Genomic DNA, 16,383 nt, shown 5'->3' with positions numbered 1-16,383 from the left:
ATGAACCAGCCAATCATTAATACCTCTCCCAAGGTCTCTGACGAGGTCAGAAAAACAACGTGCTACATGTGCGCCTGCCGCTGCGGCATCAACGTACACATGAAGGACGGCAAGGTTGCCTATATCGAAGGCAACCGCGATCACCCGGTTAACAAGGGCGTCCTGTGCGCCAAGGGCTCGGCAGGGATCATGCAGGTCAATGCCCCCTCGCGTCTGCGCGCGCCACTGAAACGTGTCGGTCCACGTGGTTCGGGCAAGTTCGAAGAGATCAGCTGGGACGAGGCCCTGGACATCGCCGTTGGCTGGCTCAAGCCTATCCGCGAGGACAATCCCGAGAAACTGGCCTTCTTCACCGGTCGGGACCAAAGCCAAAGCTTTACCAGCTTCTGGGCGCAGAACTTCGGCACATGCAACTATGCAGCCCATGGTGGATTTTGCTCGGTCAATATGGCCGCAGGCGGCATCTACACGATGGGCGGTGCGTTCTGGGAATTTGGCCAGCCCGACTGGGATCACACCAAGCTGTTCATGTTGTTCGGTGTTGCCGAAGATCACGACAGCAACCCGATCAAGATGGGCATCGGCAAGATCAAGGCCCGTGGCGCACGGGTGATCGGCGTCAACCCGATCCGCTCGGGCTATAACGCGGTTGCTGACGATTGGGTCGGGATCACTCCCGGCACCGATGGTTTGTTCATCCTGTCGATGATCCACGTGCTGATGAAGGCCGGCAAGATCGATCTGGACTATCTCAGCCGTTACACCAACGCGCCGGTTCTGGTCGACGCGTCCGAAGGCCCCACCAAGGGTCTGTTCCTGCGCGATGAGGACGGCAAACCACTGGTTGTTGACCGCAACACGGGCGAACTGACGGCGTTTGACAAACCGGGCGTCCGCCCCGACCTGTCGGCCACCTTTGAAAAGGATGGCGTCACCCACCGCCCCGTGTTCCATCTGATGGCCGAACGCTACCTCAGCGACGAATACGCGCCTGAGAACATCGCCGAGCAGTGCGGCATCCCCGCCACCCGTATCCGCGCCATCGCCGGTGAACTGGCCCGCGTTGCCTTTGACGAGGCGTTCGAACTGGAGCGCGAATGGACCGATTTCCGCGGCGAAAAACACACCAAGATGATCGGCCGCCCGGTTGCCATGCACTCGATGCGCGGTGTCTCGGCTCATGCCAATGGCTTCCAGACTTGCCGCGCACTGCACGTGTTGCAGATTATCCTTGGCACAGTCGAAGTCCCCGGTGGCTTCCGCTTCAAGCCACCCTATCCCAAACCGGTCGAGGCGCACCCGAGACCGCATTGCAAGGTGACCCCGAATACGCCGCTGGACGGCCCGCATCTGGGCTTTGTTCAAGGGCCAGAGGATCTGGCGCTGAAAGCAGACGGTAGCCCGGCGCGGATCGACAAGGCATTTACGTGGGACAACCCGATGTCCAGCCACGGGCTGATGCATATGGTAATCTCGAACGCACATGCCGGCGATCCCTACAAGATCGACACGCTGTTCATGTACATGGCCAATATGTCATGGAACTCATCCATGAACACCAAAGGTGTCATGGAAATGCTGACGGACAAGGATGAGAACGGCGATTACGTAATCCCGCATATCATCTACTCCGACGCCTATTCATCGGAAATGGTGGCCTATGCCGACCTGATCCTGCCGGATACCACCTATCTGGAACGGCACGACTGTATCTCGCTGCTCGATCGCCCAATTTGTGAAGCGGATGCTGCAGCCGACGCAATCCGCTGGCCTGTGATTGAACCCGACCGGGATGTAAAAGGCTTCCAATCAGCGCTGATCGAACTGGCCAACCGCTTGGGCCTGCCAGGGTTCACCAATGAAGACGGCAGCGCCAAATGGCAGGACTACGCCGACTACATCGTCAATCACGAACGCAAGCCCGGCATCGGCCCACTTGCCGGGTTCCGTGGTGAAAACGGCGACAAGGAAGGCCGCGGCGAGGTCAACCCTGACCAGTTGAACCGCTATATCGAAAACGGCGGGTTCTACGTGGCCCATATTCCCGAAGGCGCGGATTACTATAAACCATGGAACGCAGCCTATCAGGATTGGGCTGTCGGCATGGGCATCTATGACAGCCCGCAGCCATACCTGTTCCAGCTCTATTCCGAGCCGATGCGCAAGTTCCAGCTTGCAGCCGAAGGACATGGTGAACGTCAGCCCCCAGAACACCTGCGGGAACGCATCAAAGAGACATTGGACCCGATGCCCATCTGGTACGAAACAGACCAGACCGGCAACGAAGGCTTCACTGTCAACGCGCTTACCCAGCGCCCCATGGCGATGTATCACAGCTGGGGTACCCAGAACGCATGGCTGCGCCAGTTGCACGGCCGCAACCCTCTGTATGTTCCGACCAAACTGATGCGCGAGAATGGTCTGCAGGACGGTGACTGGGCCAAGGTGACCTCGCCGCATGGAGAGATCACGGTTCCGGTCATGGAAATGGCGGCCTTGAACGAAAACACCGTCTGGACCTGGAACGCCATTGGCAAACGCAAAGGCGCATGGGCTCTGCAAGAAGACGCGCCCGAGGCTACCAAAGGGTTCCTATTGAACCACCTGATCCACGAGCTGCTGCCGCCCAAAGGCGATGGTCTGCGGTGGGCCAACTCTGACCCCATCACCGGTCAGGCCGCCTGGTTCGACCTGAAAGTGAAGATCGAAAAAGCTGACGCTCCAACGGATGCGGAAAGCCAACCGGAATTCCCACCGATTGAATCTCCGGTCGGAACTGGACCGAAGGATTTGGCATGGAAGGTAGGCAAATGACCCGATCTTTGCTTCATCTGGCTAAAATTATCCTGGGGTCTGGGGCAACGCCCCAGTCCGCCCTCACTACAAAAGCAGAGGCAAGGTAGTCATGACCCAGCTCCCCACATCCACCGACCGCAAGATGGGTCTGGTCATCGACCTGGACACCTGCGTTGGCTGCCACGCCTGCGTCATCTCATGCAAAGGCTGGAACACGGAAAACTACGGCGCGCCGCTATCCGATCAGGACGCTTATGGTGCCAACCCGTCCGGCACATTCCTGAACCGGGTGCATTCCTATGAGGTGCAACCGGCGGAAGGTCACGCCCAGCTGATCCACTTCCCCAAATCCTGCTTGCACTGCGAGGACGCGCCTTGCGTCACCGTATGCCCCACAGGGGCCAGCTACAAGCGGGTCGAGGACGGCATCGTTCTGGTCAATGAAAGCGACTGCATCGGCTGTGGCCTGTGCGCGTGGTCCTGCCCCTACGGCGCACGTGAACTGGATCAGGCCGAAGGGGTGATGAAGAAATGCACCCTCTGCGTTGACCGTATCTACAACGAAAACCTGCCCGAAGTAGACCGTGTTCCGTCATGCGTACGCACCTGTCCCGCAGGCGCGCGCCACTTCGGTGATCTGGGCGATGCGGACAGCGATGTCAGCAAACTGGTCGCCGAACGCGGGGGCATGGACCTGATGCCGGAAATGGGCACCAAACCCGTCAACAAATACCTGCCGCCACGGCCCAAGGATAACGTCGAAGATCAGATCGACATCCTGGCCCCGTTGCTGGCCCCGGTCGCTGAAGAGCCCAAAGGGTTCCTTAGCTGGCTCGACAAGACCTTGGAGAAGCTCTGATGCATCCAGCACCTTCCGTTATCATTTTCACAACCCTGTCGGGTCTTGGATTTGGACTTTTGTTCTTTTTGAGCCTCGGTCTGCCAGACGTCTCTGGCTGGGTCGCTTTTGTCTTTTTCGCCATCGCCTACGCCCTGTCCGTTGGCGGCCTGATGGCCTCCACCTTTCACCTTGGCCACCCCGAGCGGGCTTGGAAAGCGTTTACGCAATGGAAGACCAGCTGGCTCAGCCGCGAAGGCTGGTGCGCGGTCATCGCTCTGATCGTCATGGGGCTTTATGCGATTGGCGTGATCTTCCTGGGCCAACGCTGGAGCCTTCTTGGCTGGATCGGTGCGCTGTTCTCGCTACTTACCGTGTTCACCACGTCGATGATCTACACGCAGCTCAAAACCATTCCCAGATGGAATATGAACCTGACTCCGGCCATGTTCCTCAGCTTCAGCCTGGCAGGCGGTGCACTGCTGGCCGGACAGGTCCGAGTGGCGCTGCCGCTGCTGCTGATCGCGGCGCTGGTGCAGATATTGTATTGGAAAAAGGGCGACAAAGCGCTGGAGGAGTCCGGCACAAATCTGGGCACGGCTACCGGATTGGGCGATCGCGGCACCGTGCGTGCATTCGAGCCTCCTCATACCGGCACCAACTATTTGCTGCGTGAATTCGTTCACGTCGTTGGCCGCAAGCATGCTGAAAAGCTGCGCATCATCTCGTTTATGCTGGCCTTTGTCTTGCCGGTTATCCTGCTGCTACTGCCGTTCGGCCACTTCTTTGCACTGCTGGCCGTGGCATCGCACCTTGCCGGCGTTGCCACATCGCGCTGGCTTTTCTTTGCGCAGGCCGAGCATGTCGTTGGACTGTATTACGGAAAACGATAGGGGGCTCTGCCCCCGTCGCGGCAAGCCGCGACGCCCCCGGGATATTTTGGGCCAGATGAAGTCTGGAACCGGAACAAAAAAGGCGGCGCTCGAGGTTCGAGGCCGCCTTTTTTTGAATTCGCCTTAGATAAGGCCGGCGTGCTGGAGCGCCGCGTCAATCGCGGATTTGGTGCTGCTTTCCAGCCCGGACAGGGGCGAGCGGACTTCTTCGCTGCACAGACCCAATTTGCTGAGCGCGTATTTGGCACCCACGAGGCCGGGCTCGATAAAGATCGCTTCGTGCAGGGGCATCAGGCGGTCCTGATACTCCAACGCTTTGGCATAGTCGCCGTTCAGCGTCGCCTGCTGGAATTCGGCACACAGTTTGGGTGCGACGTTCGCGGTGACCGAAATACAGCCCACACCGCCATGCGCGTTGAAACCAAGCGCCGTCGCGTCCTCGCCTGACAACTGGCAAAAGTCCGGGCCGCAGGACGCGCGCTGTTGGCTGACGCGGGCCAGATCTCCAGTTGCGTCCTTTACACCGACGATGCGTGGCAGTTTCGCCAACTCACCCATGGTTTCAGGGGTCATGTCGATGACTGACCGACCGGGAATGTTGTAGATGATGATCGGAATATCCGCGCAATCATGCAGCGCACGGAAATGCATCAGCAGACCCTTTTGCGTGGGCTTGTTGTAATATGGCGTCACGACCAGAGCTGCATCGGCGCCTACTTTCTGCGCGAATCGCACAAACCGGATGGCCTCAACAGTGTTGTTTGACCCCGCACCCGCGATCACGGGAACACGACCAGCTGAGGCCCTTACGACTTCATCCACAACAGTTTCATGTTCTTCGTGGCTCAGCGTGGGGCTTTCGCCGGTGGTGCCAACGGGAACCAGCCCAGTGGAGCCTTCCTGAATCTGCCATTCCACCAAATGTTTGAGCGTCTTCAGGTCCAACTCGCCGTTGCTAAACGGTGTGACGAGGGCTGGCATAGAGCCTTTGAACATGACACGCTCCTTAGGTGCAGTTTGTAATTTTTACGCCTCGGTTTGCCAGAAATCTGTCTTTCTTGAGTTGAACCCGACGGCGCAAGCTTTATCCTGAATGGCTGTATCCTTGGTTGGTTGGGAAATGCAAGGGATGACACGCTTTCTGGCGTTTTTGACGGTCGTAATTCTGATTTCGGGCACACAAGTGCGGGCCGACGCCGCAGGTGATCTGCGGGCCGGTATGAATGAAATGCGCAAGGGGGACTGGAATGAAGCCCTGCGTGTTTCTGGTGCGCGGGGCTCAGTGTCTCGTGACATCATCGTCTGGCATTGGCTTCGCGAAGGGTTTGGCAGTTCGGGTGACGTTCTGGTGTTTTTGGATCGTCGTCCAGACTGGCCTGGTCTGGCTTGGTTGCGGCGTAAAAGTGAACCCGCCTTTACTGGCGCCGATCCGGACCGCGTTCTTAGATTCTATGCCGAACAGCCGCCGCAAACCGCTGAGGGCGCGTTGAACTATGCAGTTGCATTGAAGGCAAAGGGTCGTCAGGGAGATGCTGAGGCGGATATCGTCGCGGCCTGGCGGACCATGCCAATGGGCTCTGGTCTGCAAAAAGACTATCTTGAGAATTTTGGCAAGCTGCTGAAACCCCATCACGCTGCCCGTCTGGATCGGATGCTATGGGACAACCACCTTGTCAGCGCAGGTCAGATGCTGCCTTTGGTCAGCGCCGAACAACGAAAACTGGCAGAGGCGCGGATCGGCCTTCAGAAACGGCAACCCGGCGTCGACGGCAAGGTGGCGGCGGTTCCAAAATCGCTGGTCGATTCACCGGGCTTGGCTTTTGACAGGTTCGTCTGGCGTGACAAGAAAGAACTGGACGACAGCGCGATAGATTTGATGCTGGCGCGCTCTACCGGCCCCGACGAGTTGGGTGAGCCTGACAAATGGGCCGAAGGCCGTCGCCGTTTGGCCCGACTTGAGATGCGAAATGGGGACCAGAACCGCGCTTATCAGATTGCAGCCAATCACCACATGACGCCTGAAATGGGCTATGGCTATGCGGATCTGGAGTGGCTTTCCGGGTTTCTGGCCTTGCGGAAGCTGAATGATCCTGCGACCGCGATCCGGCATTTCCAGAACTTCTCGGACGCGGTGAAATCGCCGATCTCGAAAGGGCGCGCCGGGTATTGGTTGGGTCGTGCCTATGCGGCGCATGGTGACGCCGAAAAAGCCTATGACGCCTATGCGATGGGTGCAGATTATCAATCCTCTTTCTACGGCTTGCTGGCGGCGGAGCAGATCGGGCGTCCTTTCGATAATGAACTGGCCACCCCCCGCCGGGCGCCACACTGGAAGCAAGCTGAGTTCTCCAATTCAAGTGTGCTGGAGGCGGGTCTACTGCTGCTGAAGGCTGACGAAGACACCCTGTCTGAACGGTTCCTGACCCATCTGGTTGAAGGGTTGGATCCGGTTCAGGCCAATCAGTTGGGCGATTTGGTGATCGAGTTGAAGCAGCCGCATCTGGCCGTGATGATCGCCAAACGCGCTGCAACAGTCGGCCTGGTTTTGCCAGCCGCCTACTACCCGGTGCATCCGGTGGCAGATATGGGTTTGCCCATGGCCAAGGAAATGACGCTGGCCATCGCCCGTCGGGAAAGCGAGTTTGACCCCGTTGTGATCAGCGGTGCCGGTGCGCGCGGGCTGATGCAGGTCATGCCAGCCACGGCAAAGCTTGTCGCCAAGGAACTGGGTATCCTAAGTGGCCACAAGACGATCAAGCTGACCTCGGATTGGCAATATAACGCGAAGCTGGGTGCCAATTACCTGTCCGGTCTGGCCGCTGATTTCAACGGAAACGTTGTGATGATGGCTGCCGGATATAACGCAGGTCCGCGTCGGCCGATGTCGTGGATGGATCGCTATGGCGACCCGCGCGCAGGTGAAATCGACGTGGTCGACTGGATTGAGGCGATCCCGTTCAGTGAGACCCGCAACTACGTGATGCGTGTGTCGGAAAGCCTGCCGGTCTATCGCGCCCGTCTTGGCAAACCTGCCTTGCCGATCCCGTTCTCGCAGGAACTGGTCGGGTCAACGCTGGCGTCTTTCGCGCCATAGTGTGAACAGCCCGGCGGCGACAACCAGCGCTGCGCCTATGACCACTTCGGGGCGCAGCGTTTCGCCAAACACCGAGATTCCCAGGATCGCACTCCAGACCAAGTGGAAGTAGGCGAAGGGCTGCACCGCGCTGGCCTCGGCCATCTCATAGCATTTGATCAGCAACCAGTGTCCCAGAACGCCGCTGACGCATAGCAGCGCCATCCAGGCCCAATCCGTCTGGGCCATCGGCTCCCAGAACCACATTCCCACTAACGTCATGGCGACGGCACCACTGACGCCTGTCCAGAAAAAGCTGGTGGCGGAATTGTCCCGGCGGGACACGTAACGGGTCAGCAAACCATAGACTGCAAACATGAAAGCCGAGATCAGCGGTACAATGGCCCAAGGGTTAAAGACACCCACGCCGGGCTGCAGGATGATCAGAACACCGATGCACCCAACGCCGATTGCGGCCCAGCGTCGCCAGCCGACCTGTTCGCCCAATACCGGCCCGCTGAGAGCGGCGATCAACAACGGGTAGCAGATGAAAACTGCCATCGCGTCGATCAGGCCCAGAACAGTAAAACTAAACACTGCGACGCAGATCTCGGCCGCCAGCAGCAGGCCGCGAAATATCTGCAGCTTCAGCTGGCTTGTCTGGGTGGTGGCCTTCAATCCGCCGGGCGCACGTGCGGCCAAAGCGATGACAAAGGCGGCGAAGAACCAATAGCGGATCATTACGACCATGTAGGTGTTGTATGTTCCCGCTAGATGGCGCGAAATACCGTCCTGCAGCGCAAAGACGATGGTCGCCCCGACCATCAACGCAATCCCGGCGCGCGAATTGTTCTGCTGCGTCATGATTTGATTGCCCGGGTCATGTGGCGCTTGCGGCCATAACCGGGCGCGCGCGTAACGGTGAAACCGGCATCCTCAAGCCCCCGCCGCACGAACCCGGCGGCGGTATACGTCGCCGCCGTTCCGCCAGTGGCCGTGTGGTCGGCGACTTGCTGCATCAGGTCTGCACCCCATAATTCCGGGTTTTTAGCCGGAGAGAAGCCATCCAAAAACCACGCATCGGCGGCACCTTCCCACGTTTGTAGGGTTCGTCGCGCATCGCCTTCAACAACCTCAAGCCGCAGGGTGCCCAAATCACATGTGCCACCCTCCCATTGCGCAAGGAACCGGTCAGACCAAGGCGCAAGTTCAGGAAAGGCCGCCAGCGCTCGGGACATGTCCGCGGACGCCATCGGATAGGCCTCAAAACTTGTAAAGGTCAGGGGCGTGGTCTGGCCCGATCTCTCCCATTCGGACCAGACGGTCAGCATGTTCAATCCGGTGCCAAAACCCAGCTCTGCTATGTGAAACCCCGGTGTAAACCGTGCGGGCAGGTCATTGCCCGCCAGAAACACATGCCGCGTCTCTTCCAGCCCGTTCTGCAACGAGTAATACGGATCGTCGAAATGATCCGAGACCGGGATCTGATCCTCAGTCCATGTCAGTTCGGCGCGCTGGTCTGCCATCGGAGAATCCTGTAGCTAAGCGGCGCGACACTGAACAAGGTAAAGGGGAATGGCAATGGTCGATGTGACGGTGCGCGGTGCAGGAATTTTCGGCCTGTCCATCGCTTGGACCTGCGCGCGGCGTGGCGCAAAGGTGCAGATCGTCGACCCTTTTGGTCCCGGAGCCGGATCCAGCGGTGGCCTGGTTGGCGCACTGGCACCTCATGTGCCTGAAAACTGGAATGCCAAGAAGGCGTTTCAGTTCGACAGCCTGATCATGGCCGAACCATTCTGGAAACAGGTCGAGGCCACAGGCGGCGTCTCACCCGGATATGCGCGGCTGGGACGGCTGCAACCCATCGCTGACACGCGAACGCTGGAACTTGCCCATGCCCGTGCGGGCACGGCGGTTGAACTGTGGCAGGGTCGCGCTGAATGGCGGGTCGTCGAAACAGCCGCGGTCGGTGCATGGTGTCCGCCCAGCCCGACAGGGTTTGTCATCCATGATACGCTGAGCGCCCGCATGCATCCCCGGCGCGCTTGTGCGGCCTTGGTTGCAGCGTTGGCTGTGATGGGCGTCGAGGTCGTAGCCGACACACCAGATCGCGGACAGGTTGTCCATGCAACCGGGCTCGCCGGACTTCAGGAACTGAGCGAGGCGTTTGGCAAGACAGTCGGAAACGGCGTCAAGGGTCAAGCCGCGCTGCTGCGGTTTGATGCGGGTGAAGTCCCGCAGCTGTTTGCAGACGCGATCCACTTCATACCGCATGCGGACGGGACATTGGCGATTGGATCGACCTCGGAGCGTGACTATGACGATCCGACCAGCACAGACGCGGCACTGGACGAGGTTCTGGACCGGGCGATGCGGGCCGTTCCCGTCCTACATGGCGCAGAGGTCATTGAACGATGGGCGGGTGTACGGCCGCGCAGCAAAAGCCGCGCACCGATGCTTGGCGCGCACCCGGTACACAAAGGTCAATTCATCGCCAATGGTGGTTTCAAGATCGGCTTTGGCATGGCCCCGAAAGTAGCTGAGGTTATGGCGGATCTGGTTCTTGAGAACCGGGACGCGATCCCCAGTGATTTCAGGCCCGAAGCATCACTCTGATCGCGGGACGGCCTCGGCGGACATGCATTGCCGCCCATCTGGTCCGCGCACCCACATCGCTTGGCCATTCCGGCACAAGGTCGCCGTCTCAGAGTGCATCAGCGGCGATGACGCGCGAAATGAGAACTGAGCCAGTGGACCTGCCAGATCCTCGGCAAACAGCATCAATAATTGTGCCAGCAAAGGTCCATGAACGACCAGACCGTCATAGCCTTCGACATCCCGCGCGTAGTCCAGATCGTAATGGATACGGTGCCCATTGAAGGTCAGCGCCGAGTATCGGAACAGCAATGTGCTGTCGAAGGTGACGTCTCGACTGTCGGTTTCATCGGTACGGGCCATAGGTGGCTTGGGCTTGATGTCAGTATCCGAAGGGTCAGGCCTATAAACCAGATCCTGCCATTCGCTCAGACACAATTGACCGTCCTGCGAAATCTCGTGTTGCAGGGTAACAAAACCCAGCGGACCGGTTCGCCCGGTTTTCGTGGACGCGCTTTCCCGCACTGACCGGCGCACGGCTTTTGAACCCACGACCAGCGGAGTGTGAAACTGCAACCGTCCCCCGGCCCACATCCGACGTTGCAGGCCCATATCGGGGATCAGACCGTCCCCAACCTTTGGATGCCCGTCGCGCCCCAAACTGGCAGGCAGCTGAGGGGACCAGAAATACAGCTGGTGGAAGAACGGCGGCAGTTGATCGCCTGCTGCGACCCTGTCCTTGGATCCAAGCGCCGCCAGCAGCGCGGAGGCGCGGGCCGGGTCCATCACATCTGTCTTTATATCCTCAGTCATGATGGGAGGTTATGTAGGCGGATCTGCCCCGGCAAGCGGCGTCTTGATCTCAGAACCCGGCCTCCGCCCGCAGTTTCTGCATGAGTGTCCGCAGAGAGCTTTCGTAACGGTCGCTCAACAATTTCCCCTGCTCATCAAACTCGTTCGAGCTGCTGGCCAGATGAATTTCCGGCCCCTGCAGGATACGAGGCTGGAACGGAACCATATAGCCGCGCAGAACCATCTGCGCCCGCTCGCCACCTGCGCGTCCTGCGGCAGCTGACATCACGGCAACCGGTTTGTCGGCCCAGGGGCGGCCATCTGTTCGGCTGACCCAGTCCAAAGCGTTTTTCAGAACACCCGACGGGCCTTTGTTGTATTCCGGAGTGGAAATGATCACGGCATCAGCCTGCGCGATCTGATCGGACAAGGTTTGAACTGCGGCAGGAATGCCCTCGCCATCCTCAAGATCACCATCATAAAGCGGCAGGTTCAGATCGGCTTCGATATGCGTTCCCGGCTCGAACAACCGTGCCGCTTCGCGCAGCAATTTGCGGTTGGTCGCGCTTTGGCGCAATGAGCCGGACAGGCTCAGAAGTATGGGGTCAGACATTGGGAAACTCCGGTTCGGGTGTTTCCCAATAGCTAGCGTAACTTTCGCGCGCACCAAAGACCGGATGACGCGCAGTCAATGTGCGAAAAATGGGCACCCGAAAGTGCCCATGTCATTATGTGTTTCCGTTCGGAATGATCTCGATGTCGACCCGGCGGTTCTGGGCCTTCCCCTCGGGCGTCAGGTTAGAGGCAATCGGGCGATTTTCTCCCTGACCAATGGTCGAGATACGTGCACCACTTACTCCATTGGCTTGAAGAATATCGGCGACAGACCGCGCCCGGCGTTCGGACAGGCCCTGATTATACGCAGCATCGCCGTCGCTGTCGGTATTGCCAATGACCTGCACGTTCGAATTGGGGTAATTCACCAGATTCTGCCCTACCCGGACCATATCGGCCCGCAGTGCCGGGCGCACGGTCGCGCTGTCGGTATCAAAGGTGATGTCATTCGGGACGGTCACAATCAGCCGGTCGCCTGCGTTGGTAACGATGATGCCCTGATTGGCCAGTTGCTGACGCAGTTCTGCTGCTTGTTTGTCTAGTTGGTTGCCTATCAGGCCGCCTCCTGCTGCACCGATTGCTCCGCCTGCTACGGCCCCCAAAAGTGGATCAGATCCATTGGCAATAGCGCCAACACCTGCGCCGATCAGACCGCCAAGGAGCGCACCCTGCTTGGCGTTCTGGTTCGGATCCGAGGGCAGGTTCAGCGTGCCGGGGTCCGTACAGGCCCCCAAAAACATGGCCGAACACAGCCCTGCGGCAAGAACACTCTTGGAAATCGTCATGAAATCACCTTCTGCTCTGGGGCCCGTTCACCGAACCCGCTTTGTTTGGCGCAGTATATCGCGTTACCTTATCTTAGGCTCAAGCAAGAATCGGGTGAAGTCGGCAAATTACCGCCGTTCAACAGGATCCAATTGGTTCTGGTCTTGCCAGATCGCTCGCAGAGGCTCCCCCTGCCCGCAGAAATGATCGTCTGTAACGTCGCAAGCCCAAATGCGATCCGTACGAAAATGGCGAAACCCATTCCTCAGCTCACACCACGCCGCCAACATCGTGCATTCAATGTGGTAGATCAGGGCGACGGGCCTGACGATCCGCTCGGTTCGCTCGCCTTCGGCATTCACATAGGTGATGCGAATTTTGCGTTCAGAGCGGATGGCCTCGCGATAGTTTACGACAGGCACGCACCCCTTGGCCGGATCATCCATCGGTGCACCCCATGGGGCGACTTGCAGCCAATCTGCAGGCGCGCGCAAAGCGTCAATCTTGCGGCAAACACGGTCCGCAGCTTGTTGCAGGGTGCTATCCCCGGTGCGCGCCAACATCGACAACCCGACCCACAGCGCCTCGACCTCTTCAGCGTCAAAATTCAAGGGTGGCAGGTCATATCCCCGCCGCATCAAGTATCCCACGCCGGCTTCACCCTCGATCGGGGTTCGCTGTGCTTGCAAAGCGGCGACATCGCGATAGACGGTACGCGCAGACACTTCCAGTTTTTCTGCAAGCGCCTCCGCCGTCACAGGCATTTCGGCCGAACGCAGGATCTGGATGATTTCAAAAAGGCGGGTTGAGCGGCGCATAAGGTTCTCCGGGCGGTCTGCTGACATCCTAGCACACCCCACTGACAGGGTGGTGTCAGGAGTGATCTGCGATCTTTGGAAAACAAACCAAAGGAGGTCGACCATGCCATACCTCGACAATCACGTGATGATGACATTGAAACTGGACTGCTGGGCGCAGGATCACACTTTGCGCGCGTTCGAGATCGAACGTGAAATTATGGCTGCCCGTCAGCCCTGCGCACCGCGCAAACGGACCAAGCGGTTCTCGCTGGGCAACCTCAAGATGCTGTGGACAAGCACGGCCTGAGGTCAGAAATCAGCCGGGGCGCGGAATTTCATCGAAACTCCGCCCTCGGGGCTTTTTAGGCGCAATTCCTCAGAATGCAGCATCAGACGCGGGAAATCGCGCGCAGGTCCGTCTGCGTAAAAAGGGTCGCCCAGAATGGGATGGCCCAGCGCCAGCATATGAACGCGCAACTGGTGCGACCTGCCCGTTTTTGGGAACAATCGGACGCGCGTTGTCTCACCTTCGAATTTCACAAACCGCCAGTCAGTGACTGCGGGCTTTCCAGTCTCATGACAGACCATCTGGCGCGGACGGTTGGGCCAATCCACGATCAACGGCAGATCGACGGTTCCGGACTTTTGCTCGATGCGCCCCCAAACGCGCGCAACATAGGTCTTGCGGGTCTGGCGCTTTTCAAACTGCATGCTCAGATGCCGCTGTGCGTGCGGTGACTGGGCAAACACCATGACACCCGACGTATCCCGGTCCAGCCGGTGCACCAGAAGGGCCTGCGGAAATGCCGCCTGCACGCGGGTCAACAGGCAATCGGCCAGATGCGCGCCACGCCCCGGTACAGACAACAACCCCGAGGGCTTGTTCACCACGATCAGCTGTGCATCCTCATGCAGCACATCCAACGGCGTATTCGGGGGATCATAGGTCTCGCTCATGCGCGCCTGCCTATCGCACGGCGTAGGTTCCCGCAACGTCGGCCTTGCCTGAACGGATCGGTTCAGCAACTCTCTGACCCAAAGCAGAGGAGAGAACATGCACCCCACAATCGAGCGCATGCAAGACGTTGTCGCCAAGGGCGATGAAACCCTGATCCACGAATTGCTGGCCGAAGACGTACGGTTTTCCCCGCCAACTTACTACAGCACCTGGACCGGTCGCGAACCGGTCGCGGCTGTTTTAGGACATGTGGGACAGGTGTTTTCCGATTTCCGCTATCGCCGGATTATGGGTGAAGGCAAGGATTGGGCGCTGGAGTTTCAATGCAAGGTCGGGGATCTGGACGCGGTCGGCGTCGATCTGATCACGTTGAACGATGAGGGTTTGATCCAAAACTTCGAAGTGGTCATGCGCCCCTACAAAACCATTGGCGCCCTGCGCGAGGCGATGATGGCCCGGGTGATGACAGACGCCCGCTTCCTCGAATACAAAAACGCGCTCAGCTAACCATGACTGCCCCGATTGCCGCCGATCAGATATTGCGTGTCCCACTGTTGCCGGTTCTGGCAGCACAGGCGATTTCCGTGCGTCGTAACACTCAGCTGCTGCCCGAACCCTCCGGCCCGCGCCAAGGGCGCGAAGGGCGCGGCCCCCGGTTGCGGCTGCTCATCGCTGGTGACAGCTCGGCAGCGGGTGTGGGGGCGGGGCGACAGCAACAGGCACTAACGGGGTTTCTCGTGGCGCGGTTGGCCTGCCATTACAGCGTGGAGTGGCGACTGGAGGCGACGACGGGCCACACAACACAGGATACGCTGGAACGATTGAACCGCCTTGAAGGCAGCTATGACGCCGCCGTGACAGCCTTGGGTGTAAACGACGTCACGCGTGGAGTATCCCGGCAAAAGTTCACGGCTTTGCAGACCCAACTTCTGGATCATCTGACGAGCAAACTGGGTGTTCGCCGTGTCGTGGTTACCGCTGTGCCGCAGATGAACCGTTTTCCGGCCCTGCCCCAGCCGCTGGCCTGGGCACTGGGGCGACAGGCGGCCCGGCTGGATCAGGGTTTGCAAAAGGCCGCTGCGACATTCCCGCAAGCCCAGCACCTGTCATTGGAGTTTCCGGATGACCCGGCACTGGCTGCTCCGGACGGATATCACCCAAGCCCCAAAGCCTATCGCTTGTGGGCAGAGGCCGCGGCTGACTTATTGCATCAGCGCTGACCCCGCATCTGGCGGATCATCGGGATCGTATAGACCACCAAAGCCGCCCAGATCAGCGGGAAGGCGATCATACGGCCCCGATCGATCTGTTCCCCGAACACGGTAATCGCAGTGATAAAGATCATCGTCGGCGCGATGTACTGCAGGATTCCCATTGTGGACAACCGCACCAATTTGGCCCCGTTGGCATAGACCAGCAGCGGAACAGCCGTGACAATGCCGGCACAGGCCAGCAGCATGGTGTCCCCAGCGGCAGCGCCAAAGTGGCCGGTTCCTTTTGCCCCCAACCAAGTGATGTAGACCAAGGCTGGGATCAGCAGTATCAGAACCTCTAGCAGAAAGCCCTGATTGGGGCCGATGGGCAGCGAGCGTTTGAAGAAAGCATAAAACCCCCAACTGACCGTCAGGGCCAGCGCGGCCCACGGCAGCCGACCCGCTTCGACGATCAATACCAACACACCCAAAGCAGCTAACCCCACTGCCGCCAATTGCGTACGATTCAAAGGCTCACGCAACAGGATTGCCCCTAGCGCAATGCTGAACAGCGGGTTGATGTAATAGCCCAACGCTGCGTCCAATGCGTTACCGCTGGCAATCGCCCAGACGTAAATGGCCCAATTCACCGAGATCAAAGCCGCTGTCAGACAGGCCATGCCCAGCATTTTCGGGTTTTGTAAGGCAGCCTTCAAATCCCCGGTTCGCCCCAGCGCCACCAGCAACAGCCCGGCCACAGGCACCGACCATACAATCCTATGCGCCACGATCTCGACCGGCCCGATATGCGCCAGAGCTTTCATGTAAAGCGGCAGGAAACCCCATAGAACGTAGGCGGTCACCGCCAGAGCCAATCCTTTTGGCGTGTCCTCATTCTGGGGTGATGTTGCGACGTCCGCCATCATGGATCTCCGGGTGATACCGTTTGTCTATACGGCTGTTCCGGAGGGTTTGGAAACTGCGAAAACCGTGAACGGTCGCATCAAGAAAATTGATATATACCAATAAAACGGGGCGCCGCAGCGCCCCGTGTGTCAAACCTTG

General features: G+C 59.1%; 17 protein-coding genes. 8 read left to right on the top strand and 9 right to left on the bottom strand.

The features are described 5' to 3' along the window. The 3 genes from DHN12_RS16250 to DHN12_RS16240 all read left to right on the top strand — a co-directional run bounded on the left by DHN12_RS16250 (position 1) and on the right by DHN12_RS16240 (position 4,527). Positions 1–2,814, top strand: a complete 2,814-nt coding sequence (locus tag DHN12_RS16250; RefSeq protein WP_108861156.1) for a molybdopterin oxidoreductase family protein — start codon at positions 1–3, stop codon at positions 2,812–2,814. Positions 2,815–2,905: 91 nt separating this feature from the next. Continuing rightward, positions 2,906–3,655, top strand: a complete 750-nt coding sequence (locus DHN12_RS16245) for a 4Fe-4S dicluster domain-containing protein (protein ID WP_108861155.1) — start codon at positions 2,906–2,908, stop codon at positions 3,653–3,655. Beyond that, on the top strand, positions 3,655–4,527 hold the full coding sequence (locus DHN12_RS16240; RefSeq protein WP_108861154.1) for a DmsC/YnfH family molybdoenzyme membrane anchor subunit: 873 nt from the start codon (positions 3,655–3,657) through the stop codon (positions 4,525–4,527). The genes DHN12_RS16245 and DHN12_RS16240 overlap by 1 nt, the downstream gene beginning before the upstream one ends. 123 nt (positions 4,528–4,650) lie before the next feature. Here the strand turns inward: DHN12_RS16240 and dapA are convergent, their stop codons facing one another. Then, positions 4,651–5,523, bottom strand: coding sequence for a 4-hydroxy-tetrahydrodipicolinate synthase (dapA, locus tag DHN12_RS16235; protein WP_108861153.1), 873 nt, complete (start codon positions 5,521–5,523; stop codon positions 4,651–4,653). Between the two features lie 133 nt (positions 5,524–5,656). Between dapA and DHN12_RS16230 the strand changes: the two genes are divergently transcribed. Further along, a complete protein-coding gene (locus tag DHN12_RS16230) occupies positions 5,657–7,621 on the top strand; it encodes a lytic transglycosylase domain-containing protein (protein ID WP_108861213.1) in 1,965 nt (654 codons plus the stop codon). Here the strand turns inward: DHN12_RS16230 and DHN12_RS16225 are convergent. Then, positions 7,595–8,464: a DMT family transporter gene (locus DHN12_RS16225; RefSeq protein ID WP_108861152.1), complete on the bottom strand. Its 870-nt coding sequence runs from the start codon at positions 8,462–8,464 to the stop codon at positions 7,595–7,597. The genes DHN12_RS16230 and DHN12_RS16225 overlap by 27 nt on opposite strands. Beyond that, the gene (mnmD, locus tag DHN12_RS16220; protein WP_108861151.1) at positions 8,461–9,126 is read right to left on the bottom strand and encodes a tRNA (5-methylaminomethyl-2-thiouridine)(34)-methyltransferase MnmD; all 666 of its coding nucleotides are present in this window, start codon (positions 9,124–9,126) and stop codon (positions 8,461–8,463) included. The genes DHN12_RS16225 and mnmD overlap by 4 nt, the downstream gene beginning before the upstream one ends. A gap of 49 nt (positions 9,127–9,175) precedes the next feature. On the opposite strand from mnmD, the gene DHN12_RS16215 reads away from it, so the two are divergent. Beyond that, entirely contained in the window at positions 9,176–10,216 is a 1,041-nt protein-coding gene (locus DHN12_RS16215) for an FAD-binding oxidoreductase (RefSeq protein WP_199913517.1), read from the top strand. On the opposite strand, the gene DHN12_RS16210 is transcribed toward DHN12_RS16215, so the two are convergent. The 4 genes from DHN12_RS16210 to DHN12_RS16195 form a co-directional block, all read right to left on the bottom strand. Then, entirely contained in the window at positions 10,208–11,008 is an 801-nt protein-coding gene (locus DHN12_RS16210; RefSeq protein WP_108861150.1) for a MaoC family dehydratase N-terminal domain-containing protein, read from the bottom strand. The two genes, DHN12_RS16215 and DHN12_RS16210, sit on opposite strands and share 9 nt — an antisense overlap. A 49-nt stretch (positions 11,009–11,057) precedes the next feature. Further along, entirely contained in the window at positions 11,058–11,600 is a 543-nt protein-coding gene (locus DHN12_RS16205) for an NADPH-dependent FMN reductase (RefSeq protein ID WP_108861149.1), read from the bottom strand. A 115-nt stretch (positions 11,601–11,715) separates the two neighbouring features. Beyond that, positions 11,716–12,387 (bottom strand): OmpA family protein, encoded by a 672-nt coding sequence (locus DHN12_RS16200; RefSeq protein WP_108861148.1) that lies wholly within the window; start codon positions 12,385–12,387, stop codon positions 11,716–11,718. A 108-nt stretch (positions 12,388–12,495) separates the two neighbouring features. Beyond that, positions 12,496–13,185: a YafY family protein gene (locus tag DHN12_RS16195; protein WP_108861147.1), complete on the bottom strand. Its 690-nt coding sequence runs from the start codon at positions 13,183–13,185 to the stop codon at positions 12,496–12,498. Between the two features lie 103 nt (positions 13,186–13,288). On the opposite strand from DHN12_RS16195, the gene DHN12_RS16190 reads away from it, so the two are divergent. Further along, positions 13,289–13,474 (top strand): hypothetical protein, encoded by a 186-nt coding sequence (locus DHN12_RS16190; RefSeq protein WP_108861146.1) that lies wholly within the window; start codon positions 13,289–13,291, stop codon positions 13,472–13,474. A 2-nt stretch (positions 13,475–13,476) separates the two neighbouring features. Here the strand turns inward: DHN12_RS16190 and DHN12_RS16185 are convergent, their stop codons facing one another. Beyond that, positions 13,477–14,124 carry an RluA family pseudouridine synthase gene (locus tag DHN12_RS16185; RefSeq protein ID WP_108861145.1) on the bottom strand — a complete coding sequence of 216 codons (648 nt, stop codon included), beginning with the start codon at positions 14,122–14,124 and terminating at the stop codon, positions 13,477–13,479. Positions 14,125–14,221: 97 nt separating this feature from the next. On the opposite strand from DHN12_RS16185, the gene DHN12_RS16180 reads away from it, so the two are divergent. Both DHN12_RS16180 and DHN12_RS16175 read left to right on the top strand, forming a co-directional pair. Next, positions 14,222–14,632, top strand: coding sequence for a nuclear transport factor 2 family protein (locus DHN12_RS16180; RefSeq protein WP_108861144.1), 411 nt, complete (start codon positions 14,222–14,224; stop codon positions 14,630–14,632). Positions 14,633–14,634: 2 nt separating this feature from the next. Further along, positions 14,635–15,345 carry an SGNH/GDSL hydrolase family protein gene (locus DHN12_RS16175; protein WP_108861143.1) on the top strand — a complete coding sequence of 237 codons (711 nt, stop codon included), beginning with the start codon at positions 14,635–14,637 and terminating at the stop codon, positions 15,343–15,345. On the opposite strand, the gene rarD is transcribed toward DHN12_RS16175, so the two are convergent. Beyond that, complete coding sequence (gene rarD, locus DHN12_RS16170; protein WP_108861142.1) at positions 15,336–16,241, bottom strand: EamA family transporter RarD; 906 nt, start codon at positions 16,239–16,241, stop codon at positions 15,336–15,338. The two genes, DHN12_RS16175 and rarD, sit on opposite strands and share 10 nt — an antisense overlap. Positions 16,242–16,383: the final 142 nt, after the last annotated feature.

Source organism: Ruegeria sp. Alg231-54, from assembly GCF_900143525.1.
Classification (GTDB): Bacteria; Pseudomonadota; Alphaproteobacteria; order Rhodobacterales; family Rhodobacteraceae; genus Ruegeria.
This window is presented reverse-complemented; position numbering and strand designations above follow the sequence as displayed.